25 protein-coding genes and 1 tRNA gene are annotated in these 23,651 nt (G+C 60.2%); 20 read left to right on the forward strand and 6 right to left on the reverse strand.

Annotated elements, in window-relative coordinates:
• Together GX181_08770 and GX181_08775 are read left to right on the forward strand one after the other, a co-directional pair.
• On the forward strand, positions 1-817 hold an 817-nt coding region (locus GX181_08770), incomplete at its 5' end, for a hypothetical protein (protein NLM72032.1).
• Positions 818-2,376: 1,559 nt separating this feature from the next.
• A complete protein-coding gene (locus GX181_08775; protein NLM72033.1) occupies positions 2,377-3,060 on the forward strand; it encodes a metal-dependent hydrolase in 684 nt (227 codons plus the stop codon).
• A gap of 50 nt (positions 3,061-3,110) precedes the next feature.
• Here the strand turns inward: GX181_08775 and GX181_08780 are convergent, their stop codons facing one another.
• The 4 genes from GX181_08780 to GX181_08795 all read right to left on the reverse strand — a co-directional run bounded on the left by GX181_08780 (position 3,111) and on the right by GX181_08795 (position 5,843).
• Positions 3,111-3,977: a MurR/RpiR family transcriptional regulator gene (locus GX181_08780; GenBank protein NLM72034.1), complete on the reverse strand. Its 867-nt coding sequence runs from the start codon at positions 3,975-3,977 to the stop codon at positions 3,111-3,113.
• An 85-nt stretch (positions 3,978-4,062) separates the two neighbouring features.
• Positions 4,063-5,031 carry a radical SAM protein gene (locus tag GX181_08785; GenBank protein ID NLM72035.1) on the reverse strand — a complete coding sequence of 323 codons (969 nt, stop codon included), beginning with the start codon at positions 5,029-5,031 and terminating at the stop codon, positions 4,063-4,065.
• The gene (locus tag GX181_08790; GenBank protein NLM72036.1) at positions 5,028-5,459 is read right to left on the reverse strand and encodes an ImmA/IrrE family metallo-endopeptidase; all 432 of its coding nucleotides are present in this window, start codon (positions 5,457-5,459) and stop codon (positions 5,028-5,030) included. The genes GX181_08785 and GX181_08790 overlap by 4 nt, the downstream gene beginning before the upstream one ends.
• A gap of 15 nt (positions 5,460-5,474) precedes the next feature.
• Entirely contained in the window at positions 5,475-5,843 is a 369-nt protein-coding gene (locus tag GX181_08795) for a helix-turn-helix transcriptional regulator (protein NLM72037.1), read from the reverse strand.
• Between the two features lie 161 nt (positions 5,844-6,004).
• On the opposite strand from GX181_08795, the gene GX181_08800 reads away from it, so the two are divergent.
• Entirely contained in the window at positions 6,005-6,886 is an 882-nt protein-coding gene (locus tag GX181_08800) for a LysR family transcriptional regulator (protein ID NLM72038.1), read from the forward strand.
• Positions 6,887-6,900: 14 nt separating this feature from the next.
• Entirely contained in the window at positions 6,901-7,407 is a 507-nt protein-coding gene (locus GX181_08805; GenBank protein NLM72039.1) for a YbaK/EbsC family protein, read from the forward strand.
• A 102-nt stretch (positions 7,408-7,509) separates the two neighbouring features.
• Here the strand turns inward: GX181_08805 and GX181_08810 are convergent, their stop codons facing one another.
• A complete protein-coding gene (locus GX181_08810; protein NLM72040.1) occupies positions 7,510-8,505 on the reverse strand; it encodes an asparaginase in 996 nt (331 codons plus the stop codon).
• 62 nt (positions 8,506-8,567) lie between these two features.
• Entirely contained in the window at positions 8,568-9,221 is a 654-nt protein-coding gene (locus tag GX181_08815) for a lactate utilization protein (GenBank protein ID NLM72041.1), read from the reverse strand.
• Positions 9,222-9,380: 159 nt separating this feature from the next.
• On the opposite strand from GX181_08815, the gene GX181_08820 reads away from it, so the two are divergent.
• From GX181_08820 to GX181_08895, 16 genes are all read left to right on the forward strand, one after another.
• A complete protein-coding gene (locus GX181_08820) occupies positions 9,381-9,710 on the forward strand; it encodes a DNA-binding protein (GenBank protein NLM72042.1) in 330 nt (109 codons plus the stop codon).
• The gene (ffh, locus tag GX181_08825; protein ID NLM72043.1) at positions 9,703-11,046 is read left to right on the forward strand and encodes a signal recognition particle protein; all 1,344 of its coding nucleotides are present in this window, start codon (positions 9,703-9,705) and stop codon (positions 11,044-11,046) included. The genes GX181_08820 and ffh overlap by 8 nt, the downstream gene beginning before the upstream one ends.
• Before the next feature lie 66 nt (positions 11,047-11,112).
• A complete protein-coding gene (rpsP, locus tag GX181_08830; protein NLM72044.1) occupies positions 11,113-11,388 on the forward strand; it encodes a 30S ribosomal protein S16 in 276 nt (91 codons plus the stop codon).
• A 2-nt stretch (positions 11,389-11,390) separates the two neighbouring features.
• Positions 11,391-11,639, forward strand: coding sequence for a KH domain-containing protein (locus GX181_08835; protein NLM72045.1), 249 nt, complete (start codon positions 11,391-11,393; stop codon positions 11,637-11,639).
• Positions 11,632-12,153, forward strand: a complete 522-nt coding sequence (gene rimM, locus GX181_08840; protein ID NLM72046.1) for a 16S rRNA processing protein RimM — start codon at positions 11,632-11,634, stop codon at positions 12,151-12,153. Before GX181_08835 ends, rimM begins: the two co-directional genes overlap by 8 nt.
• Positions 12,153-13,415 carry a tRNA (guanosine(37)-N1)-methyltransferase TrmD gene (trmD, locus tag GX181_08845; GenBank protein ID NLM72047.1) on the forward strand — a complete coding sequence of 421 codons (1,263 nt, stop codon included), beginning with the start codon at positions 12,153-12,155 and terminating at the stop codon, positions 13,413-13,415. Before rimM ends, trmD begins: the two co-directional genes overlap by 1 nt.
• 82 nt (positions 13,416-13,497) lie before the next feature.
• Positions 13,498-13,839 (forward strand): 50S ribosomal protein L19, encoded by a 342-nt coding sequence (gene rplS, locus GX181_08850; protein ID NLM72048.1) that lies wholly within the window; start codon positions 13,498-13,500, stop codon positions 13,837-13,839.
• 56 nt (positions 13,840-13,895) lie between these two features.
• Positions 13,896-13,982 (forward strand) — tRNA-Leu (locus GX181_08855).
• 304 nt (positions 13,983-14,286) lie between these two features.
• The gene (locus GX181_08860) at positions 14,287-16,170 is read left to right on the forward strand and encodes a tetratricopeptide repeat protein (protein ID NLM72049.1); all 1,884 of its coding nucleotides are present in this window, start codon (positions 14,287-14,289) and stop codon (positions 16,168-16,170) included.
• A gap of 20 nt (positions 16,171-16,190) precedes the next feature.
• Positions 16,191-16,808 carry a hypothetical protein gene (locus GX181_08865; GenBank protein NLM72050.1) on the forward strand — a complete coding sequence of 206 codons (618 nt, stop codon included), beginning with the start codon at positions 16,191-16,193 and terminating at the stop codon, positions 16,806-16,808.
• Between the two features lie 374 nt (positions 16,809-17,182).
• Positions 17,183-18,265, forward strand: coding sequence for a RelA/SpoT domain-containing protein (locus GX181_08870; GenBank protein NLM72051.1), 1,083 nt, complete (start codon positions 17,183-17,185; stop codon positions 18,263-18,265).
• A gap of 148 nt (positions 18,266-18,413) precedes the next feature.
• On the forward strand, positions 18,414-19,025 hold the full coding sequence (gene plsY, locus GX181_08875) for a glycerol-3-phosphate 1-O-acyltransferase PlsY (GenBank protein NLM72052.1): 612 nt from the start codon (positions 18,414-18,416) through the stop codon (positions 19,023-19,025).
• Between the two features lie 127 nt (positions 19,026-19,152).
• Complete coding sequence (locus tag GX181_08880; GenBank protein NLM72053.1) at positions 19,153-19,632, forward strand: CtsR family transcriptional regulator; 480 nt, start codon at positions 19,153-19,155, stop codon at positions 19,630-19,632.
• Positions 19,633-19,676: 44 nt separating this feature from the next.
• Entirely contained in the window at positions 19,677-22,178 is a 2,502-nt protein-coding gene (locus GX181_08885; protein ID NLM72054.1) for an ATP-dependent Clp protease ATP-binding subunit, read from the forward strand.
• 45 nt (positions 22,179-22,223) lie between these two features.
• Entirely contained in the window at positions 22,224-23,096 is an 873-nt protein-coding gene (locus tag GX181_08890; protein ID NLM72055.1) for a hypothetical protein, read from the forward strand.
• 168 nt (positions 23,097-23,264) lie between these two features.
• On the forward strand, positions 23,265-23,651 hold a 387-nt coding region (locus GX181_08895; GenBank protein NLM72056.1), incomplete at its 3' end, for a sodium:proton antiporter.

Below are 23,651 nucleotides of genomic sequence, written 5' to 3' on the forward strand. Positions count from 1 at the left end.
CGAGATCCTCTCCGGCGAACTCGGGTCGCAGAACGCCGTCTGCGGAGGGGGCCGGTACGACAACCTGGCGGAGGCGATAGGGGGCCCTCACATCCCTGCGGTAGGATTCGCCGCCGGGGTGGATCGGATAATCATGGTCATGGAGCAACAGGGATGCTCCTTCGGGGATCTGCCTCCGCTCGACGCGTTCGTGGTGGCGCAGCGGGATTCCTTCAGGACGGACGTCCTGAGGGTCGCCGAGGCGCTCAGGAGAAGCGGGCTGTCTGCAGAGACGGATCTCGGGGGGCGGAGCATGAAGGCGCAGATGAAGGCCGCCTCGTCGCGCGGGGCCAGGTATGCGTGCATCATAGGGGAGAGCGAGCGGCAGAACGGAACCGCCACTGTGAAGGACATGGCGACGGCGGAGCAGAGGGAGATCGATCAGTCCTCGCTTGCTGAAGAGCTGAAAAGTAAGTCTAGAGGACTTCCGGAGGGAGCATTCAATGGCAGGCGAGCAGCGATATTTCGACATGGAATGGCGGAGGACCGCCTACTGCGGCGGCGTCGCCGGGGAGAAGGGATCAGAGGTCCCAGTGGTCGTCAACGGATGGGTGAGGCGCAGGAGGGACCTCGGAGGGCTTATATTCATCGACCTTTGGGATCACACTGGGATCGTCCAGGTCGTCTTCAACCCGGAGCTTGTGAGCGATGTCCACGAACGTGCAAAGGAGCTTCGCAGCGAGTTCGTGATAGCGGTCAAGGGAAGGGTGCGGGAGCGCCCGGAGGGCACTTCCAACCAGTCGATGAAGACGGGAGATTGGGAGATAACGGCGTCTGACTTCATACGTCTGTCGCCGGCAGCGCCTCTCCCATTCGAGGTGGGGGAGATGACGGACAGGGTGGAGGAGAATCTTCGCCTCCGCCACAGATACCTGGACCTGAGGCGGGACAGGATGCAGAACAACCTTCGATTGCGACACAGGATCGCGATGCACACGAGGAACTTCCTTTCCGACAGGGGGTTTCTCGAGATCGAGACCCCGATGCTCACTCTGTCGACCCCCGAGGGCGCCAGGGACTACCTGTCGCCGAGCAGGGTGAACCCGGGCGCCTTCTACGCCCTGCCTCAGTCGCCTCAGATCTTCAAGCAGATACTGATGATCAGCGGGTTCGACAGGTACTTCCAGATAGTGAAGTGCTTCCGCGACGAGGACCTGAGGGCGGACAGGCAACCGGAGTTCACCCAGATAGACATAGAGATGAGCTACCTGGTCGAGCAGGACGTATTCGACTTGGTGGAGGAGTATCTTCACGGTCTGTTCCTGGAGACTATAGGACGCGAGATACCGACCCCCTTCAGGCGCATGACCTACAGGGAGGCGATGGACCGGTACGGCAGCGACAAGCCGGATCTGCGCATCCCGGTGGAGATCGTCGATCTTGCGCCGGTCTTCAAGAACAGCTCCTTCGAGCCTTTTCGCGAGGTGCTGGCGGGCGGGGGTGTAATCCGGGGCCTTCCCCTGCCGGGCGGCGCCGACCTCTCGAGGAAGGGGCTCTCCGAGGTCGAGGAGAAGGCAAAGAAGCTGGGTGCCAGGGCCCTCTCTCCCCTTCAGATCAAGAACGGGGCTCTGAAGGGTCCGTTGGTCAAGTTCATCGACGACGAGGGGCTATCACTTCTTACCGACTCGGGCGCCATCGGAGATGGCGACGCCCTGTTCATAATGGCCGGGCTCGACTGGTGCGAGGTATCCGAGGTGCTTGGCGTCCTGAGGCTGGAGCTCGCAAGGGAGCGCGGCCTGGTAGCCAAGGATGCGTGGGAGTTCTTGTGGGTGACGGACTTTCCCATGTTCGAATGGGACGATGACGAGGGCAGATGGAGCTCCGTGCATCACCCCTTCACATCCCCCATGACGGAGGACATCTCCCTGCTAGACTCCAGCCCGGGAGAGGCTCGCTCGAGGGCCTACGACTGCGTGCTGAACGGAAACGAGCTCGGGGGCGGATCCATAAGGATTCATGATCCGCAGCTGCAGGAGAAGGTCTTCTCGTGCATGGCCTTCTCGCACGAGACTGCAAGGCAGCGATTCGGCTTCCTGCTCGACGCTCTGTCCATGGGCACGCCGCCGCACGGTGGAATTGCGATCGGCCTCGACAGGCTGGCGATGCTGCTTGCGGGCGCCTCGTCCATCCGCGACGTGATGGCCTTCCCCAAGACTCAGAAGGCTCAGTGCCTGATGTCGGGGGCGCCGTCGCCCGTGTCGAAGGACCAGCTTGAGGAGCTTCATATAATGACCGTTCCTGTCAGCCCGGCCAGGGAGGAGGACGGAGCGGAAGAGTAGACGTTACAGGGGCCCCGTGCTCTGTGCAGGGGCCCTTTACAAAAAAGGAGGGGTAAAAATGGCGAAACTGCGTTTTCTAGGGCACTCCGCCTTCGAGGTGACGGGAGAGAGGGCCTCGATCCTGATCGACCCGTTCATCACGGGCAATCCTGCCGCGGCCGTCAAGAGCGAGGACATAGCCGACGTCGATTACATCCTGGTGACCCACGGACACGGAGACCACCTGGGCGATGCCGAGCCGCTGGCCCTCAGGACGGGCGCGACGGTGATCGCCAATCACGAGATCTGCACCTACCTGGAGGGCAGGGGTGTTAAGTGTCATTCCATGCACATCGGCGGATCGTATGCTTTTCCCTTCGGAAGGGTAAAGATGACGCCCGCTCTCCACGGGTCGGATATCGAGACGGAGGACGGACTCCTCCCGGGTGGCAATCCATGCGGATTCCTGTTAGAGGTCGACGGGGAGACCATCTACCATGCGGGCGACACGGGGCTCACGATGGACATGCAGCTCCTCTCCTCGGAGAACGTCAAGGTAGCGCTTCTGCCGATAGGCGGCAACTACACGATGGACGTCAACGATGCCGCGAAGGCCGTGGATTTCATTCGCCCCGAGATAGTGGTGCCGATGCACTACGACACGTTCCCGGTGATAGCGGCGGACCCGAGCGAGTTCATAAAGGCGGTAGCGGGCAAGGCGGAGGTCCGGGTGATCAAACCGGGTGAGACTCTGACCCTCTAGCCCCTTTTTACGGCAGGCAGCCGGGCTGTGGACAGGTCGGCGAGGAGGATTTAATAGCGCAGTCCGAACGCAGGGTGGTAGATCTGTTCGTCGTACAGGCCCATCTTCTGGTCCTGCAGCGCGTCCCGGCCCGACTCCCCCAGGCTGGACGCAAGTGCCGACGTGAGAATATGAACGAGGAAGATGGGGGCCACCAGGCTGCTTCCGAAGGTGGGGGTGGTATCGCTGACGTAGAATGAAAGGGTCGAGTGGCGGCATACGGGGGCGGCCGGGCTGTCCGTGATCGTGATTATCGAGGCGCCGCTTGACGCCGCCCTCTCTACCGACTTCGTGACCTCTATGACGTAGCTCGGCAGCTCGCAGACGATCACCAGGTCGCCCGCAGTCACTGCCCGGGCCTGTTCGATCAACGCCAGCGATCCCCTCTTCATCAGGACGCTTCGTATGCCCAATTCCACGAATCTCGTGAAGAGGGACTCGGCGATTATCGAGGAGATCCCCCAGCCCATGCAGTACACCATCCGCGCCTTCTCGGCCTGCTCGCAGAAGGAGACGATCTTCTCGGGGCGAAGCTGCTTCCAGGTGTCGTCCAGATTGGCGTGTTCCAGCTTCAGGATCTCCTCCGGTGTCCCCTTCCCGAGCTTCATCGCCCGACTGTGACGAGCGGCGGGGTTAATCTGTTCCAGCACGCTGTCCTTGAGCGCCTGCCTCAAGGAGGCATAGCCGTCAAAGCCCACCAGGCGAGCCACTCTCACCAGCTGGGCCTTGGACACGTCGAGCTTCTCGGCCACTTCGCCTATCGACAGGAAGGCCGCCTCCCTGGTGTTCGCCAGGAGGTATTCCACCACCCTGCGCGCCTTGTTGGGCAGGGACTCGATATTGTTGCGAAGCAGAGCCTGTAGTTTTGCGCTGTTCATCAAAAGCGACACCTCCGAAACAAGCTTGCACTCACGTATGAATTATTGACTTAAGTTTAGTCTCTAGAGGGCCGGCCGTCAATTGTCATAGCGCCTTGCAGAAGATGATCCTTTCCCTTAGTCGGGGCAAGGGTATCCCGGTGGACCGCGACAGGAGCCGAAGTCCAAATCTCCCGTGACCAAGCAGGAAGGACATCCTCCTTTCATCCACCTTCCAGGGGCCTTCGGGCGAGGTTTCGAGCAGGGTCTTCACCAGGGCGACCGAACCGGCCATCTCCCCGAAGGCTGGGTGGTGCGGCCCTGCGATCACGCTCCTCGACAGGCTCTCCGTCTCGTGCAGACCAACTCTCTGGACAGCAAGCCCGAGTCTGCGGGCCTTGTACAGGACCTCTCCTGCGCGTGAAACGGCCTCCTCGAGCGAAAGCGGCTCGTATTCGCCCCGTTTCGTCATCAGGGCAAGGCGAGTCCCTTCAAGGACCAGGCATGGATAGAGCCTAAGCGTGATGCCGGGAGATGCCTCCTCCTTGCGCAAAGAGGCGATCCGCTCAAGGTCGCCCAGCTCGCTTCCTGGGCTCTGCCCTGGAAGGCCGATCATAAGCTGGACTCCAAGAGGCAGTCCCCTCTCGAGGATCGCCACCATGACGGACAGGGCGTGTTCTCCTGTGTACCCCCTGTTGCAGGCGGCCAGGACGGAGTCGTCGAGCGAGGAGACACCGATCTCGACCATCGAGACCGGTCGATGGGAGAGTTCGTCGAGGATGGTCCCGGATATGCAGAGAGGGTGGGTGGAGAGGCGAAAGACGCTCCCCTCAGGGGCCGCTTTCACCGAGTCCATGTAGGCCTTGCGCAGATCCTCGGAGAAGCAGGTGAAGCTGCCACCGAAAAAACAGACCTCACGAGGTTCGACGAGGTCTGCCAAGACGCTCTCGACCTCGGCAGGCGAAGGTGCCTCGGAGATTCCCGTTATCCCGCTCTGATCGCAGTAGACGCAACGGCGCGGGCACGAGACCATCGGAAGAAAGAAGGGGTGGGGTGGAAGGGAACGGGCACTCATGGAGATTCATGATCCCAGCAGCCGACCCACTCCCTGCTCATGGCGCCCCAGGCGAAGAGGTCGGCCTGGTGTTCGAAGCTTGACATTGGCGTGGCGGTGCGGGTCCAGGCCTCTTCGCCCCCATTGTGCTCCAGCAGGTGGTAGAGCTCGTGAAAGAGAGCGAAACGCCTCCAAAAGGGGGGCAGAAGATTGTTGACCAGGATGAGACCCCTGCGTCCGCGCACCACGTGAACCCCCCACGCTTCCGCGGGAAGAGGCCGGTACTCCAGCTCCAGGGTCTTCCCCGTGCGATACTCGGCCTTGACAAGTATCGAGAACTCGTCCAGTCCGGCCCACTCGCCTCCCTCGCGGATCGCCCAGTCAGGCAGGAAATCGGGGGCTTTCGGGAAGTCGAACTCGATGTCCGTCCTCACGGCTCTGTAGCTCATGTTGTCCGTCCGCTCCTACTGATCTTTTTCGGCGTCCTCTTCCTCCCATCGGGAGACAGCGGCGTCGACCAAACTCTGAACGAAGCGGAGCTCTCTCGGCTCGAGCTTTTTGCGCCTGTACCAGATCTCGGTGGTGGGGGGCGCCTGGAAGACCTCTTCCAGGTGCACTCTGCCGGAGCTGGACGAAGACAGGCTTTTGACGAGGTCCTGCATCTCCACCTCCAGGGATTCCGCAAGGCGCGCAAGAAGCTTCATCGACGGCGTTCTTCTTCCGCTCTCGAGCGCTTGGATGTAGATCCTGCTCACCTTGGTCTTGTCGGCGAGCCCCTGTTGAGTGAGCCCCAAAGACTTGCGGAGCGTCCTTATCCTCGTTCCAAGAGTCATGCCAGATCCTCCTCGCTTGTTTTCAACTGATAAATATAATTATATACATGATTACAGTAAGTGCAAGAGGCTGCCTCTGAACCCTGAACCTGCTTTCCGATTCGCAATAATTATGGATTATAATATGAAACGGTTATAGTTAGTCGCAGGAGGTGTTCGCTTTGGATTTTCGCGAGCTTCAGAGCCTGGTGGAGGTGATGGAAAAGGGCAGCATCTCAGGTGCCGCCGCCTCGCTCGGGATATCGCAACCGGCCGTCAGCAAGCACATAGCCAAGCTTGAAAGAGAGATGGGCGTGAAGCTGTTTGCAAGAAGCCAGAGGTGCTCTGTCCTAACGGAGGAGGGGGAGATCCTTTACAAGTTCGCCAGGAAGATTCTGTCCCAGCTCTTCGACATAAAGCGCAGTTTCTCCGACCTGTCCGAGGACGTCTCCGGAACGGTCAGGATCAGCGCAAGCTCCATACCAGGCGGTTATATCCTGCCCGCCCTGCTGGTCGAATTCCGGCGGTCCTTCCCCAACATAGAGGTGGAAGTCAACATATCCGACTCGCGCGAGGCGGTGGAGAAGCTGGTAATCAAGGAGTCGGACCTATCTATAACGGGACAGCCCCGCCACGCCTCGGGATATACCTCCATCCCCTTCGCAAGCGACGAGCTCGTGCTGCTCGTGTCGTCGCAACATCCTTTTGCCGGCAGGGAATATGTCGTTTTACACGACCTCGAGGGGATGAACCTCGTCGGAAGGGTGATCGGATCCTCCACGTCCCGCATCTGGGAGGATGCCTTCAAGGCCCGCACCGGCGAGAGCAAACACGTTAATCTGAAATTCGGGCATGTAAGCGCCGTAGTCGAAGCCGTTAAAAGCGGCGGAGATGGCGCGGTCGTGTCCCGGTTGGCCGTGGCGCATAACGGGGGACTGGTGACGATACCGTTCAGACCCGCGCTCGACAGGGTCTTTTACCTCACTCACGCTTCGATTGCGACTAAGGCCGTTGAAACGCTGCTGGGGTTTCTGCGGCAGAATAAACCTTTAGTCGATGAATAGGGGGAGGACATGATATGCATACTGATGAGGACAGGGGGCGGCCCCGAAACGAGGACCGCGATCCCGTGATGAAAGTGCGAGAATTTTTGGAGGAGAGAGGGCATGCCGTCCGGATAACCTACTCGGACGACACGATATTCACCGTCGAGGATGCGTCCCGGGTGGTAGGCGCCCGGGAGGAGGAGATCCTCAAGAGCCTGGTGCTGCTCGTGGACGACGTGCCGGTCCTTGCGCTCATGTCCGGGGTCAACAAGATGGACGTAAAGAAAGTGCGGAGCGAGATGGGAGCAAGAAAGGTCAGGATGGCAGACCCGGACTACGTGCTGAAGTGGTCGGGGTTTCAGATTGGAGGCGTCCCGCCCGTCGGCTACCCCGAGGCCCCGCAGGCCCTCCTCGACGAGGACCTGTTTCAGCACAAGAGGGTCTGGGCTGCGGCAGGAACGGATCACTCCTTTTTTCCCGTCTCCCCGGAGGATCTGCTGCGGTTGACGGGGGGAAGAAGGTGTTCCTTGAAGAAGTAGACGAGGGCGGCGCCGCAATTGAGGCGCCGCCCCGTTCAACTCGGCCTTTTCGGATGCAGGGGCCTCTGACGATCCATCGAAATCCCCTTTCCGACAGAGGGCCTATTCCTCGACTAGGTAGCGCTGAAGGTCGGTACCCTCAAGCCCCGCTCCAAGCCCCGCAGCCAGCTTAAGCCTCGCCTGGGCCGGTCGCAGCGCGCCTCCGTCGATCGCTCCCATCTCGAATAGGCGTGTTATGCTTCCCTCGAAGGAGCAGGGCGACTCAAGCGTGTGTCCGTGCGGACACCTGGTGGTTATTACCACCGGGACATCGTCCTTCAGAAGTTTTTTCACCCGCGGTATCCATGACGGAGGTATGTGACCGTTTCCCAGCCCTGCGATCACGATTCCGTCGAGCTCATCTCCCTCCTGCGACGAAAGAGACTCCAGAAGCCTCTCTCCCGCGCCGACCGTAACATAGAGCAGCTCGACCCCCTTCACCGGATTCATGGCGCCCTCCAGCGCATTCGTCCTCTTGTGCTGCCTGAGGAGGTCGATCCTGTCGCCGACGAACTGCGCGACAGGCCCCCTTCCGGGCGAGGAGAAGGCCTCCTTTCTCTGGTTCGCTGTCTCGGTTATCTCGGACGCTGCGAACAGCTGCTCCTGAACGCAGACCAGGGCACCCAGCCCCCAGCACTCCTTCGACAAGGACGCCCGCACCGCCTGGACCAGGTTGAGTCTCGCGTCCGAGCCGGTGAAGTCGGGGGGGTACTTCGAGGCCGTGAAGATCAGCGGCTGAGGGTAGGCCCAGTAGAGATCGGCGAGGTAGGCCATCTCCTCCAGGGCGTCGGTTCCGCACGTGACTACCACGCCCTCCGCACCGTCGACCACGCATTTGGCCAGCACCTGCACCAGGTCGGCTATCATCCTGATGCTGTAGTGACTGCTCGGCTGCCGGCTCCAGTCTATTGCGAACACCTTCTCGGCTACATCGGCCGGAAGCCACCCCAAAATCTCCTCCGGTGCGAGCGCGGACTGCCACGCATCCTGCTGTTCGCTGAACTTCACTCCGATCTGTCCGCCCGCGATCACGAGCGCCGTCTTTCCTCGACCTGCCATCTTAAGACCTCCTTTCTCCCCTGGGGACATAAGCCCGGAAAAACCAAGGCATCCAGCTTGTCTCAGAAGCCGAGGTCTTCGCCTACCAGGACGACGTGCGAGGTCCTGCCTCCGGTGGCCCTCTCGAGCACGAGGAGGGCGTTGCAGACCCTGTCGGGGGAGTCACAGTCCACGCAGGCACCCGTGCTCACGCAGGGAGTCTGCAGGTTCAGTCGAAGCGCGTTCGGCGGGGTCGCAATGTTACGGGTCCTCGCGATCGCGTCGTCAAGGCTGTTCGCCACCTTGTTGAGCCCCACCACGAAGATCAGGACGTTCTTTCCCCATGCCATGCCGCTGACCCTGTTCCCGTTGCCGTCGATGTTGACGAACATTCCGTCCAGGGTTATCGCGTTGGAGCTCGTCAGGTAGTAGTCGGCAAGCAGCTCGCGTTGAAGCGCGTCCCGCCTCTCCTCCGGGGAGAGCGAGGGGTCCCAGTGGTGTATGACCTCGCACCCTCTCTCAGCGAGCGCCTCCATGGCGCCTATCTCCCTTATGGTGACGCTGCCGGGAACCCCGACAGACGCTCCCTCCGGGATGATCGCGAGGACCTCCTGAAGGGCCTCCTCCCTGGTCGGGACATAAGCCGCACGGAATCCCCTCTTCTCGAACCTGGCGGCCAGGGTTCTGCCCAGTCGGTCCCTGTGTTCCCGCCTCGCTTTGTCGAACGGACCTGTCATCAATCTCGCCTCCGAATGCGGTTCTCTCCGCATGATGGTCGTCCCATGATAGCATCAATTGGACGAAACGGACTTTCGATAGCCTTGGTGTCAAGTGATATCCCTTGACAGCCCGTGGCGGTCGTCTTATAATGTCCGGGTTTCAAGGGAGGCAAGGATATGAGCAAGTTGCGCCTGGAGGAGAAACTGGGCAGAAAAGTGTATAGACACGACCTGTACGACCTGTACTCCCCGCTTCTCACGGAGAAGCAGAGGGAGGCGTGGGAGCTTCACGAGTTCGAGGATCTCTCCCTGGCCGAGGTCGCCGAGAAACTCGGCATCAGCCGCCAGGGCGTATCCGATCTCATCGGGCGAAGCCGCGAGAGGCTCGATGAGCTCGAGGGGCTGCTGGGTTTTCACTCCAGGGAGGCGTCTTTGGAGGCGGAGATTAGCGCCCTTCGCAGCCTGCTGGATGATCCGACGAGACTGAGGGGTGAGAGGGATGTTTGATTCTCTTCGCGAGCGTTTCGAGGCTATTTTCGACAGGCTCAAAGGGCGAGGCAAGCTCACCGCGGAGGACGTCGACCTCGCCCTGAGGGACGTGCGCCGAAGCCTGCTGGAGGCCGACGTCGACTACAAGGTGGTTAGGGCCCTCCTGGAGGCGATCAGGGAACGAGCGGTGGGGAAGGACGTCCTCGAGTCCATCACCCCGGGTCAGCAAGTCGCAACCATAGTCTATGAGGAGCTGGCCGGGCTCATGGGAACGGAGCCGGCGCCCCTGGTCATCTCACCCAGGCCACCGACGGTCTACCTGATGGTTGGACTTCAGGGCGGCGGAAAGACGACCAGCACAGTGAAGCTTGCCAGGAGGCTGACCGGGGCTCACAGGCCGCTCGTGGTGGCGTGCGATCTCAGGAGGCCTGCTGCGGTGGAGCAGCTCAGGGTGCTCGCCGCCCAGTCCAAGATAGCCTTTTACGGGCCCGAGCAGGGAGAGAAGAACGTCATCGCGGTCATCAAGGGAGCGCTCGATTATGCCGCCGGTCATCTCAACGACGTAATCCTCCTGGACACGGCCGGGCGTCTGCACGCGGACGAGGAGCTCATGAACGAGCTGACCGCCATGAAGGACGCGGCACCTCCCACTGAGATACTGCTTGTCGTCGACGCGATGACGGGCCAGGAGGCGGTCAAGGTCGCCTCCGCCTTCCATGAGAAGCTGAACATCACGGGTGTCGTGCTCTCGAAGCTCGACGGAGATGCCAGGGGCGGCGCCGCCTTGGCCATCAGGAAGGCCACCGGGGTGCCGATAAAATTCGCAGGCGTCGGGGAGGGTACCGATGCCCTCGAGGTCTTCGACGCGAAGAGGATGGCCCAGAGAATTCTCGGAATGGGCGACGTGGTCGGCCTTGCCGAGAAGATCAGAGAGATGGCCGAGTCAGGCGATGCGGAGAAGATCGCCGGGACTCTGAAAAAGAAGTTCACCCTGGAGGATCTCCTGGTCCAGTTCGAGCAGATAGAGAAGATGGGACCACTTGACAAGGTGCTGGAGATGATCCCGGGCATCGGCAGGATGAAGGGGGCCGCGGACGAGGTCGACTCCGGGCAGCTCAGGAGGATGAAGGCGATAATCCAGTCGATGACGCCCGCCGAGCGAAAGAACCCCGCTATCATCAAGGGAAGCCGAAGGCGAAGGATCGCGACCGGCTCGGGGACCTCCGTCCAGATGGTGAACCAGCTTCTGGCCCAGTACGGGCAGATGAAGAAGCTTTGGAAGCAGTTCGGCAAACAGGGCAAGGGCTTCAAACTGCCGAAGGGCCTCTTCGGGGGCGGGGGTTTTCGTTTTTAAATTTTCGATGGTGGGATACGGGAGAAGCGCCCGAACCACCTATATTACCCGGGAGGTGTTTTGACTATGGCGGTACGTATTCGACTCGCCCGACACGGGCGGAAGAAGGCCCCCTTTTATCGATTGGTGGTGGCCGACTCCCGCTCGCCCAGGGACGGTCGTTACATCGAGCAGCTGGGGACCTACGATCCCATGAAGGATCCTGCGGCGATCAAGGTCGACGAGGACAGGGCCATGCACTGGCTGACAGTGGGGGCGACGCCCTCCGACACGGCCAGGAGCATACTGAGAAAAGCCGGCGTTTGGGAGAAATTCGAGGCCGGCAAGAAGAAGGTGGAATAGTCATGCCGGACTACAGAGAACTGGTTGAATATATCGTCAGGCGCCTGGTGCTGCAGCCCGAGGAGGTCAGCGTGACCGAGAACATCGACGACAGGGGCGTCGCAGCGATAACGATACGAGTCGCCACGAGCGACATAGGCAGGGTCATCGGAAAGAAGGGCGCGACCATCAATGCGATCAGGCTTGTCGCAAAGGCCGCGGCCGTCAAGGTCAACGACAGGGTCGACGTGGATATCGTAGAGGATGAGTAGGGTCCGCATAGGCCGGATCATTGGAACCCACGGTCTGAAGGGGGTGTTGAAGATATTCCCCTTGACTGATTATCCCGACAGGTTCACCTCCATGAATCGGGTCTCGATCTACGGCGAGGCCGGCGGCTTTCTCCGCGAGTTGACGGTCGAGTCGGCTCGTTTCTCGGAGGGACGGAAGACCGTGCTCCTCCAGGCCGTGGAGATCCGCAGGATCGAGGACGCGGCACCTCTCAAGGGGGCCTTCATAGAAGTGCCCCTGGAGGAGAGGGTTCCCCTTGAGGAAGGGGAGTACTGGCTCGACGATCTCAAGGGGATGACTGCCGTGAGGCACGAGGACGGAGAGATCCTGGGCAAGGTTGTGGACGTCCTCAGGCCCGGAGGCGCGGACCTGTACGTAATCCGCGACGAATCGGGCGTGGATCGCTATATTCCGGCGGTAAGGCAGTTCATAGCCGAGGTGGATCTTGAAAAGAGCCTGATGCGCATCTCTCTCATCGAGGGGCTGTGGGAGTAGTGCATGTAACAATAATCACGGCATTTCCGAATTTTTTCGAGAGGTTTCTGGAGACAGGCGTGATAGGCAAGGCCATCGACAAGGGCCTTCTGCGCGTGAGCCTTACGGACCTTAGAGACTTCGGCCTGGGCAACTACAGGCAGATGGACGACTACACCTTCGGAGGCGGAGGTGGAATGGTCCTGCTGCCCGAAGTGCTGGAGAGCGCGCTGCACTCAGCCCGGGCACCCTTCGAGGGGAAAGGGTACGTGGTGTGCCCCTCGCCACAGGGGGACCTGCTGTCCCAGGAGGTCGTGGAGACTTTGGCGGCGCAGGAGCATGTCGTGATCGTATGCGGCAGGTACGAGGGGATCGACGAGCGTTTCATCGCCAAGCATGTCCACAGGGAAATCTCGCTCGGGGACTTCGTCCTTACGGGAGGAGAGATCCCCGCAATGGCGATGGTCGACGCAGTGGCCAGGCTCGTTCCCGGAGTCGTCGGGCGCGAGTCGTCCGTCGAGGAGGACTCCTTCTACCGAGGAATGCTCGACCACTCTCATTTCACCCGCCCCTCCGAATGGAGCGGGATGGAGACGCCCTCTGTGCTCCTGTCAGGGGATGCAGCGGAGATTGAAAGGTGGAGAAGGGACGATGCCGCAGAACGCACAATCTTGCGCAGGCCCGATCTGGTAGCACGGGCCAATATCAGGCCCTATCTCCCGGCGGGTGTGTACGTGGCCCTGGTGCACCATCCGGTGCTCGACCGCCGGGGAGAGAGGAGCACTACCGCCGTGACCGGGCTGGACCTTTCCGATATAGCGAGGTCGTGCAGGACCTACGGTGTGGATCGGTTTTTCGTGGTCACCCCGCTCGCCAGCCAGAGGGAGCTCGTGCAGACGATGCGCCGCCACTGGACGGAGGGAGGCGGGGCGGCCGTCAGCCCGGAGAGGAGCGAGGCGATGAGGCTGATAAAGACCGTGTCCTCGGTGGAGAGAGCACTGGAGTGGGTGACTAAAAGAGAGAAGCTGGCACCGACCCTTATCGGCACAAGTGCAAAAGATACTCCCGGCTCGTTTCACTGGCTTGAGGCCAAGAGGCGGGTGCTGAGGGAGGGCAGACCGGTTCTTTTCATCTTCGGCACAGGCTCCGGACTTCACGAGGAGGTCCTGTCTCTCTGCACGATATGCCTCTCGCCCCTGTCCGGAGGTATGGACGGCTTCAACCATCTCTCCGTCAGGACCGCCGCAGGGACTGTCTTGGACCGTTTCTTCGGATGGCGATGAGACTGCGCTGGGTTATTAAGCCGGCCATGACGCCCGGCGATGCTGCTTAAACAGGTTTTTTATGTACTAAGGAGGGTTATGAATGGATGTCTTGAATCTAGTGGAGAAGAGGTTTATCAGGGAGGACGTGCCCGACTTCCGCTCCGGGGACACGGTGCGCGTCCACGTCAAGGTAAAAGAGGGCGCCAGGGAGCGTATCCAGGTGTTCGAGGGTGTCGTGATCGCGCGCAAGCACGGCGGTCTGAGCGAGACCTTCACGGTGCGCAAGATCTCGAGCGGCGTGGGGGTCGAGAGGATATTCCCTTTGCACTGCCCGTCCATAAGCCAGATCGAGGTCAAGCGCCTGGGCAAGGTAAGACGGGCTAAACTCTACTACCTGCGTGACAGGATAGGAAAATCCGCCCGAATCAAGGAGAGAAGGTAAAACCTGGACCAACTATTGACTTTGAGAGGACGCCCGCTTATAATATCCGTCGTTGCGCGGGGGTGGCGGAACGGGTAGACGCGCAAGGCTAAGGACCTTGTGGCTGCAAGGCTGTGGGAGTTCGAGTCTCCCCCTCCGCACCATGATAGCAGAGCCCTCTCCCATATGGGGGAGGGTTTTTCGTGTCTCCTCGAAGCTGTTGCAAAGCAGGCTGTTAAGCGGTACTATTGCCTGTGTTTCATCTTTGACGAAGTGGCGAGTCCCGCTCGAACGGATAGTGCTCATTCTTCCAGAACGGTGCAGAACCCCTGTTTTACGAGGCAAACCCGGGTTTTGTCCCATGCCCTTCGTCGGAGGAAATCCAGAATGAATGATCGCTCCATTGCCACAGATGCTTTTCTTTTGGTACACTCTAATGACGGCTGTACTTTTTGAGGGGTGAATGGCATGACAATGGATTGGGTGAGCTGGTTGAGGGATGGCGTCCTTCCCTCCACCGAACAAGAATATTCGGGCGACAGACCCTTCGGAGCGTCCCAGGCTGAACTCCTGGGATTGCCTGTTGCCGTGGTGGTCCTTCCGGATGATTCCGTCCCAGTTGCGCCTCTCCAGGAGGAGTCGCCCGAGCCGGGCCCCCTTCCGGAAGATATCGTCCAGCCCGATTCTCCTGGCAAAGAGCTTGAGACACCCCTCGCCCCCGAGACCGAATTGGAGATATTTGAAGACGCCGCTGACTATCCCGATACGGCTGCAGATGACGAGCAGCGCCCGGAAGAGGTCACGGTCGCCGAGGAGGAAGTGCCTGCGATCCCCGGATCAGAACCCGAGCGGGAGCTGCCCCCGGAGCAGGCCACCCGGCCCGAGGAGCTACAGCCGGACGAGGCCTGGCCCGACGAGCGACAATACGAGCAGGTAGAAGAGATTCTGTTCGAGAAGGAAAAGCCTGTCTCGGCTTTTACAATTCCAGCCCGGCCCTTGTACCCCGTCCCCGTTTCCTCGAAGGAGCCTGAAAAGAGACTCTTAGCCGCGGACGAGGGCCCCGTCGGCAAAAAGAAATCCTTGGCATTCTTGCTGGTCGCGACAATCGCGATCGTCGCGGGTCTCTTTTTCCTCCCGGGCGAGTCCTACGAAGAACTGCTGGCCCGCGCGGACAGCGCCTTCCAGGAAGAACAGTACGAAGAGGCTCTGTTGAACTACGACAAGGCCTCCGGCAAATCGCCGCTCCAGGTAGAGTCTTTAAGGAGAAAGGCCCTGGCTCTTGAAGCGCTCGACCGAAAAGGCGAGGCTGTCGACGCCTGGTACGGCTGCCTCCAGGCCACCCCAGATAGTGCAGAGATTCATTCCCACCTGGGAGAGCTCTTTTTCAGCCTGGGGTCCCTGGACAAGGCGCATAAAAGCTTCCAGGAGAGCATAGGGCTGGATCCCGGGGAGGCCTCCCCCTACTTCGGCCTCGGCACAGTCTACGAGGCGAAGGGGGAGATCGAAAAGGCCTCCGAGGCCTTTGCAAAGGCCCACCAGATCGAGCCGGACCGAAAGGATTACGAAGAGGCCCGGTCCAGGTTGCAACGGGAGATAGATGCCAGGGAAGAAGAGCTGCGCCTGCAGGACACGATGGCCGAACAACAGCTGGTCATGGGCATCGCGTCGCTGGTGGCGAAGGAGTATGACGACGCCGAGGCCCACTTCACCCGTGCATTGGACCTGGTACCCCGGGAGAAAAGAGCCATGCTCGGCTTGGCCGAGTCCAAGGCCGCCAAGGGAGATCTGCCAGGCGCCAGGATTGCCTACCTCGAGATACTCGACGAATACCCCGACGACGCCGGGGCGATGGAAGGCCTTGCCTCCCTGGAGGCCGGGGAGAAAGAGCCCCTGGCCGCAGACGACCAGGAAAAGGCCTCCTCCGAGGACGACGTCGTGAAAGAATCGCCCCTCGCTGACCCTGCAGAGGAAAAACATGCGGATGCAGCGGATACAACCGAAGAGAGCCCCGTGGAGACCGAGATCACCGACGATGCCCTGGTCGCTGAAAAGGAGGACGACCTCTTGGTGCCGACGACGCCCCCTGGCGAGACAGTCGATGCGATCAAGGCTCAAAAACCGGCGGACCAGCCGAAAATTGCTGTGAAGACCGAGCAGCCGCAGAAGGAAAAAGAACAGGCACCGATCGACAGGCCTGCCAGGCCCGAGAAACCCGTCACGGTCGAAACGCCCGTGACCAAGTTGCCTGCGACACAAGAGAGAAAGAAGCCGTCGCCTCCTCCTCCTCCTCTCGCGCGGGACGTCGGGCCATCCGAGGTTCAGTCGCTCAGGAAAGCCGCTCGTTCAACGTAAGCAGGGAGTACACCAAGGCGGTGGAGAAGGCCACGGATGCGCTGCGAATCAGGGAATCCCCGGAGGCCCTGTCCAATCTAGGTTTTGCCCACATAGGTCTTGGCAACTATCCGGCCGCTTTTACCGCATACTGGAGGCGCCTCCTGCTCTCCTCGAAGACCCATGATCCATCGATGGAGCCCCCGGCCTTCCTATCGGCCCCCTTCGAATCCGCCCGTTGGAAGGATATACCGACCCCAGACGCCAGAAACGTCCCTTTCCCGGTTGAAACGGAGCCCCTCTTCGTCGTAGCGGGCAGCGGAGGCGATGCCATCGCACGCGTCCTAACCGGCAAGGAGTATCTCTTCGAGGCCTTGCGCATCAATCCCGCTGAAAAAGACGCATACCTGAATTTAGTCTTAAGCTATATTCAGATGAACAATCAAAAAACGGAATCGGGAATGATCCCCGCTCTATCCTTCGAGAGGGAAAACGAGACGGCTCTTTACCTGGCCCTTCTGGGCCATGCCCTGTACGCAAGAGGCGAGAAGATCCGCTCTGCCGAGTTTTTGAACGCCGCGTCGGCGAGGGCTTCCGGTGAAACACTTCGCTTTGTGCGATCGCTTGAGTCTTTGAGCTCCTCTGCTGAAAAGAATTGACGCTATATATGCACGGGCGCTCCGTCGGCCTTGGACCGGGCGGGGAGCTCTGGCGAGAATGAGCGGGCCGCGAGCGGGGCTTCTCAACGGGGATGAATTGCTATATACTTCCCTTTGAGCGAAGCCGCTCGATCGAACATTGTTCACATGCCTCGACCTGCGCTTGTAATCGAACCCGGCGGGCGCACCTTGCGCAGGCAGGCATTGCGTAATATAATGCTGGTGCTTTACTTATGTTAAGTATTACAAAGCGAGGTTCAAACGACAGCTCCCTTGTCCTTTTCGAGGGAAATTACCGTCGTGGTGATTGCGCTTATCAAAATTCAAACGGCGGTGCGTCAGATGTCTTTATCACAATGGGCGGTGATTTGTAGATGAATGCAACGAAAGCTGACGAATTGGGAAAGAAGTACATGCAGCAGTACTCTCTTTACCGCGAGTTTGCCACCAGGGCCAGCAACCTCCTGGAGAGCCTGGTGGAGCAGGACGGCATTCAGTTGTACAGCGTATCCGGAGAAGCCAAACCCACCGAGAACTTTCTTCAATCCTTCGATCCTCAGGCGGACGCTGCCCCGACATCCCTGACGGACATCGCGGATCTCTGCTCCGTAAAGGTCCTGGTTCACTTTCCGGAGGACGTGGAGAAGGTTGAGAAGGTCATTCACCAGGAGTTTCTGGTCGACATGTCGCGCTCGATGACCTCCTCCAAGTTGGACGACCCGGACCGCTTTGGCTACCCGGCGGTCTATTACACTCTTTCCCTGAATCAGGCCCGCGCCTCCATGCGCGAGTGGAGCAAGTACAAGGACCTGCCGTTCTCGCTCGAGGTTCGTACGGTCATCCAGGAGGCTTGGGCGGCCAACACCCCGAAGCTCATGCTTCCCACCGATGCCTCCACGAAGAGGCGAATGCAGAGAAAACTGTTCCGCGTCGGGGCGCTGCTGGAAGAGGCGGACGAGGGTTATTACACCCTCTGGGAGTCCGCCAGGGAGTCCGCCATGCCAGTGACCCCGCCCGTGGTGACAGTTGCGCCGACCCCTGCGGCCAAAAGAGTCTTTGACAGATCCGCCCTTCGCCAGTACTTCCAGGAACACGAGGAGATCCCCGATAAATGGGCGGAGATCGCCTCCGAGGTCGGCTTCCCCGCCTTCAAGCCGGATGCCGAGTACCTGGACACGAGTCTCTCCTACCTCTGGGATATCCTCCGGGCCGCGGAGATGGACTCGCCCGACGAGTTCCAGCGTTTCATAGACTCGCTGGAACGGGAGGAGAAGGGCAGGGAGCAAATTGCAACTGTCTACAAGGCCTTCGAGCGGGAGGCGCAATCCTGGAGGGTCGATGGATACTCGGCTCTCTTCCTTCTGGTGCTCAACCTCAAATGGGACGTGCTGCAGAACAAGGATCTCGTGGAGCTCAACGTGAAGCGCGGATCCGACAGGATAAAGGGGATTGCGTAGGATTCCCGCTCTTTTCGTCTCTTGTCTGCGCAGGGGAGGTGCCGAGAGGCCTCCCCTTTCTTTTTCTAAAGACACGGAGGGTGCGGTTGACCCGGATAATCATGCTTGGATGCCAGGGCTCGTGCATTGAAAGGAGAGAGGACAAGAGATGAACCTCTTCTGGTGGGTATCGCTTGGCTACCTGGCGGGATCCTTCCCGACAGGCTACTTGGTCGCTCTGTGCATAAAGAGAGTCGACATAAGGACCATAGGATCGGGAGGAACAGGCGCCACAAACGTGGGAAGGCTCCTCGGCAATAGTTGGGCGAAGGCCGTGGCCGTGATCGACATGCTAAAGGGCGCCCTTCCCATGGTCTGCGCGATGCTTCTGGCCGTCGAAGATCCCTGGATCGTCCCCCTGGCCGGGTTCGCCGGGGTGGTGGGGCACAACTACCCGGTCTGGCTCTCCTTCCGCGGCGGAAAAGGAGTCGCAACGACCTACGGCGTGGTCTTTTTCATGAACCCGTGGATTTCGTTCGTCGTGGCTCTTGCCGGCGGCGCCGTGTGGCTTGCTCTTTTGAAACTGAAAGGCTACGTCTCCCTCGCATCGATGGCATCGCTGTGGTGCCTTCCCATCTTCGCCCTCCTTCTATCCCTTCCTCTTCCGCAGATCATCGTGATGTCGGCTCTCGCAGCTCTTGCCACCCTGCGGCACAAGGACAACATCAAGCGCCTGGCCAGGGGAGAGGAGAGCCGGTTCGGAAGAAATCGCGATTCCTGACTTTATTCGCCTCCTATCGGATTGACTATTACTGACCTATGTTGTAAAATTGCATCGTCGCGCAATGTCCTGCCCTCGTGCATGCCGCTGCGCGGTGACAGAGCGTCGAGTGTAAAGGGGGGATACCGTGGCCAGTTTGACCAAAGTCGTCGAAAACTATATCAACAACCTCTTCGAGGAGATGGACGAATCCGCCGTTTTATTGAGGCGTAAGGAGCTGGCCGAGCTTTTCGGCTGTGTGCCAAGCCATATAAACTACGTCCTCAGAAGCCGCTTCACTCCGGAGCGAGGGTTTATCGTCGAGAGTCAAAGAGGAGGGCATGGGTATATTAGAATAGTCAGGATATGCTACGATATGCCCGGAGACAGGGTGAATCACATAGACGAGATAGTCGGGGATGCAATTACCGAGCAGGGAGCGCGCAAGGTCTTGGCGTCCCTGCACGAGCGCGGCATGATCGAGGCCAGGGAGCGCCTTTTGATCGAGGTAGCCATGCGGCATGCGGACGAGCTCAACAGCTGTGAATTCGATCTATCGCCTTACAGGCGAAGCGTGATAGCGGCGGATCTGCTGAAGCGGATGCTTCGCAGCCTGGCCTTGGCCTGATATGCGCCCTGTCCCGCAGGGGATACTGCAAAGGATGGTTTGCGATGTGGCATTTTTTCACAGAACGAGGTAGAAAAGCGATTCAACTGGCCCACAGGGAGGCCTTGCGCCTGGGGCACGATGTGGTCGGAACCGAGCATCTACTGCTTGCGATCATCTCGGAGGGCGGAGGCGTGGCAGTTCGGGCGCTGGAGTCGTTGGGCATCCACATGCCCGACCTTCGAGCCCATATAGAGAGCGTAGTCGGGAGAACTCATCCTATCCTGAAGCCCGTCGACCTGCAGCTCAGTCCCAGGGCAAAAAGGGTATTCGACCTCTCAGTCAGGGAGGCCCGCAACATGGGGGTCAACTACGTGGGGACGGAGCATATACTGCTTGGCATCCTCGCGGAGGGGGAGAGCGCGGCGGCACGGGCCCTTCTCGGGTTTGGCATAGACCACTCCCTCATGGTCAGGGAGACGATGAAATACCTGGAGAGAGAGAGCGGCACGGCGAAGGGTGCCGAGGCGATCGCCGGCGGCCGGCAGAGGGGGCGCTCCAAGAGCCCCACGTTGGACCAGATAGCTCTGAACTTGAGCGAGAGCTGCAACAACGGCGAGCTCGACCCGGTGATCGGAAGAAGCAAGGAGATCCGCAGGATAGTGCAGATTCTCTCCAGGAGGACGAAGAACAATCCCATTCTGATCGGCGAGCCGGGCGTCGGAAAGACGGCCATAGTCGAAGGCCTCGCCCAGAGGATTGCCGAGGGGGACATCCCCGAGATCCTCAAGGGCAAAAAGGTGATGCAGCTGAGCGTGAGCAACCTCATCGCCAGAACGAAATACCGCGGGGAGTTCGAGGACAGGATGAGAAAGCTCGTCAAGGAACTCAGCGAGGGACAGGACGCGATACTCTTCATCGACGAGATACATACGATCGTCGGCGCAGGTGGTGCCGAGGGTGCGGTGGACGCGGCCAACATACTGAAACCCAGCCTCTCCAGGGGCGAGTTCCAAGTGATAGGCGCCACCACCCTCGAGGAGTACAGGAAGTACATAGAGAAGGACGCCGCCCTGGAGCGCCGTTTCCAGCCGGTCCTCGTCCAGGAGCCGTCCGTCGACGATGCGATAAAGATCCTCGAGGGCCTCAGGGGCTGTTACGAGACTCATCACAAGGCCCGCATCATGGACGATGCCCTTGAGGCGGCCGCACGCCTCTCAGCTCGCTACATAATGGACAGGCGGCTGCCGGACAAGGGAATAGACCTCATCGACGAGGCGGCAGCCAGGGCCAGGATAAAGGCCATGGAGCCCCCGGACGAGCTTAAAGAGCTTGAGCAGCGCCTCGAGGAGATCAGGCGTGCCAAGGAGGCCGCCGTGGACTCCCAGGAGTTCGAGAAGGCGGCAGAGCTCAGGGACGAGGAGCGCTCCTTCTTCGAGCTGCTGGAGGAAAGGCGAGGGGAGTGGCGATCCGGGAGAGAGGACGCCGAGCCGGTCATCACAAAGGATGATATCGCCGAGGTCGTGGCGGAGTGGACGGGGATTCCCGCGTTTCAGATCGGCGGCGAGGAGTCTGCCCGCCTCCTCGAGATGGAGCGCGAGATAGAGAGGAAGCTGGTAGGCCAGAGCGAGGCGGTCTCCTCTGTGGCAAAGGCCATTCGCAGGGCCAGGAGCGGCCTGAAGGATCCAAGGCGTCCAATAGGCAGCTTCCTGCTCCTCGGCCCGACCGGGGTCGGAAAGACAGAGCTCGCGCGAAGGCTTGCGGCCTTCCTCTTCGGGACGGAGGACTCCATGGTGCGCCTGGACATGAGCGAGTACATGGAGAAGCACGAGGTTTCCAAGCTAATAGGCGCTCCTCCCGGCTACATAGGCTACGAGGAGGGGGGCAAACTGACAGAGGCCGTCCGCAGGAGGCCCTACTCGGTCGTGCTCTTCGACGAGATAGAGAAGGCCCATCCAGACATCTACAACATCCTGCTCCAGCTGCTCGACGACGGCAGGCTGACGGACGGGCACGGCCGCACGGTGGACTTCCGCAACACGGTCGTCCTGATGACCAGCAATGTCGGCGCCAAAAGCGTGGCCAAGGGCACCCCCCTGGGATTCTCCGGAGCGGGCGATGACGACCCCTTCGACTGGGACAGGCTGAAAGGGAGCATCCTGGACGAGATGAACCGGACATTCCGCCCCGAGTTCCTCAACAGGATAGACGAGAGCATAGTCTTCCGTCCTCTCGGCCGCGAGAGCATCAGGGCCATTGTCGACATAATGTTCAAGGACGTCTGCGACAGGCTTGTCGGGCAGGGCGTCATTCTGACGGTTGATGAAGACGTCAAGGAGAGGGTGAGGGTGAAGGGCTACCAGCCCAAGTACGGTGCCCGCCCACTTAGAAGGATGATACAGACGCTTGTAGAGGACCCGCTGGCGGACTTCATACTCGCCCGCGGGGCTCTCAGGGAGATGACGGTGGAGGCGTCGCTCGAGGGAGACAAGGTCTCTTTCACCGTGGTCTCGGGCATTCGCGAGGAGAAGTCGGAGGAGTGCGAGCGAGCGCTGGCGCGCAGTTAGGCGCCGGCCTCGCTCTCTCGTCAATGGAAAGGCTGGGGTGTGATCATGTCTGGGTGGAAAAATGAAAAGCGCCATATCATGCTGTCGGTGGTACTGATCTTTTTCGTCGTCTCGTTCATCAACACGGCCTTTGCATCGGATAATATGACCGTCCTGGTCGTGGACGACGAGACTGTGACCGTCGATGAAATCCTGTACCTTCTGGGGCTCGGCTCCGGAGGCGGAGGCAGCGCGGCGGCCCTGTTGGCCGGGCAGATGACTCCCGAGGAGACGAGCGCCTTCATAGAGCAGGTGGCCAGGGCCGTCCTGTTCTCCAAGGGCGCGATAATCCGCGGCCTTCACCTGGATCCGGAAGTGGCCGCGAAGATCAAGTGGAGCAGGATAAACACCCTCGCCGAGGCATACGTAGGCAGCATGGCCCCCTCTCTCTCCTTCACCGAAGGCCAGCTGAGGGCCTATTACGACGAACACCGCGAAAGATACGTAGAGAAGGAGATGGTCAGGGCGAGGCACATATTGACCCGGACTGAAGAGCAGGCCAGGACGGTGCTGCTCCGGCTCTTCGCGGGCGAGGACTTCTCGGTCGTCGCGGCAGGGGCAAGCACGGACGAATCCACTGCCAAAAGGGGTGGAGAGCTTGGTTGGCTGGGCATGGGCGAACTGCCGGAGCCGCTTGGTTCCGCCGTTTTCTCGGCCTCGCTGCAAAAACCCTCGGGGCCTGTGGAGACCGGCTACGGGTACCACATATTCGAGGCTCTCGAGCGCAAACGCGCCCGACCCTTCACCTTCGACGAGATCCGCGACAGGGTCATGGCGGATATGGCGGAGGAAAAACTACTCTCGGAGGCTGCGTCCCTCGGTCGACGTTTCCCCGTGAGCTCGGATCCGGCGGTTCTGTCGCAGATCATCGAAAGGTAGACGAAAATCGCCGGGGGGGGGTTGATCGAACAGGGGCCCGGACCTGAACCATTTTTCATTCACATTTTTTTATTGGACATAAGAATATAAACCATTATAATTACCCCTAGCGTCTTTATCCGGTTGTACAGAAGACGCAATCCCGTTTTGCGAAAGGATGGATTGCCAATGGAACAGACAACACCAAGGACCCCCACTTTCAACCAGGCTCTCCTGGTGCTATTGGTCGTTGCGGCCATCATCAGCTACGGAGTGCTTGACATTCAATTCGAGTCAGGCGCCGTCTTCGGACTCGCCCTTTCGGCCCACATCCCGCTCTTTCTTGCGGCGGTCTTCACGGCCGTCATGGGTGCCGTCTACGTTGGAAAACCATGGAGAGATGTCGAAGAGGGAATGATCAACGGCATAACAGTTGCTCTCCAGGCCGTCCTCATCCTTCTTGCGGTCGGAGGCCTCATCGGTGCGTGGATCTTGAGCGGAGTGGTGCCGACCATGATCTACTACGGCCTCAACCTCCTCTCCCCCGAGTACTTCCTGCTCGCCTCCCTGCTGATC

Source organism: Synergistaceae bacterium, assembly GCA_012521675.1.
Lineage (GTDB): Bacteria > Synergistota > Synergistia > Synergistales > Aminobacteriaceae > JAAYLU01.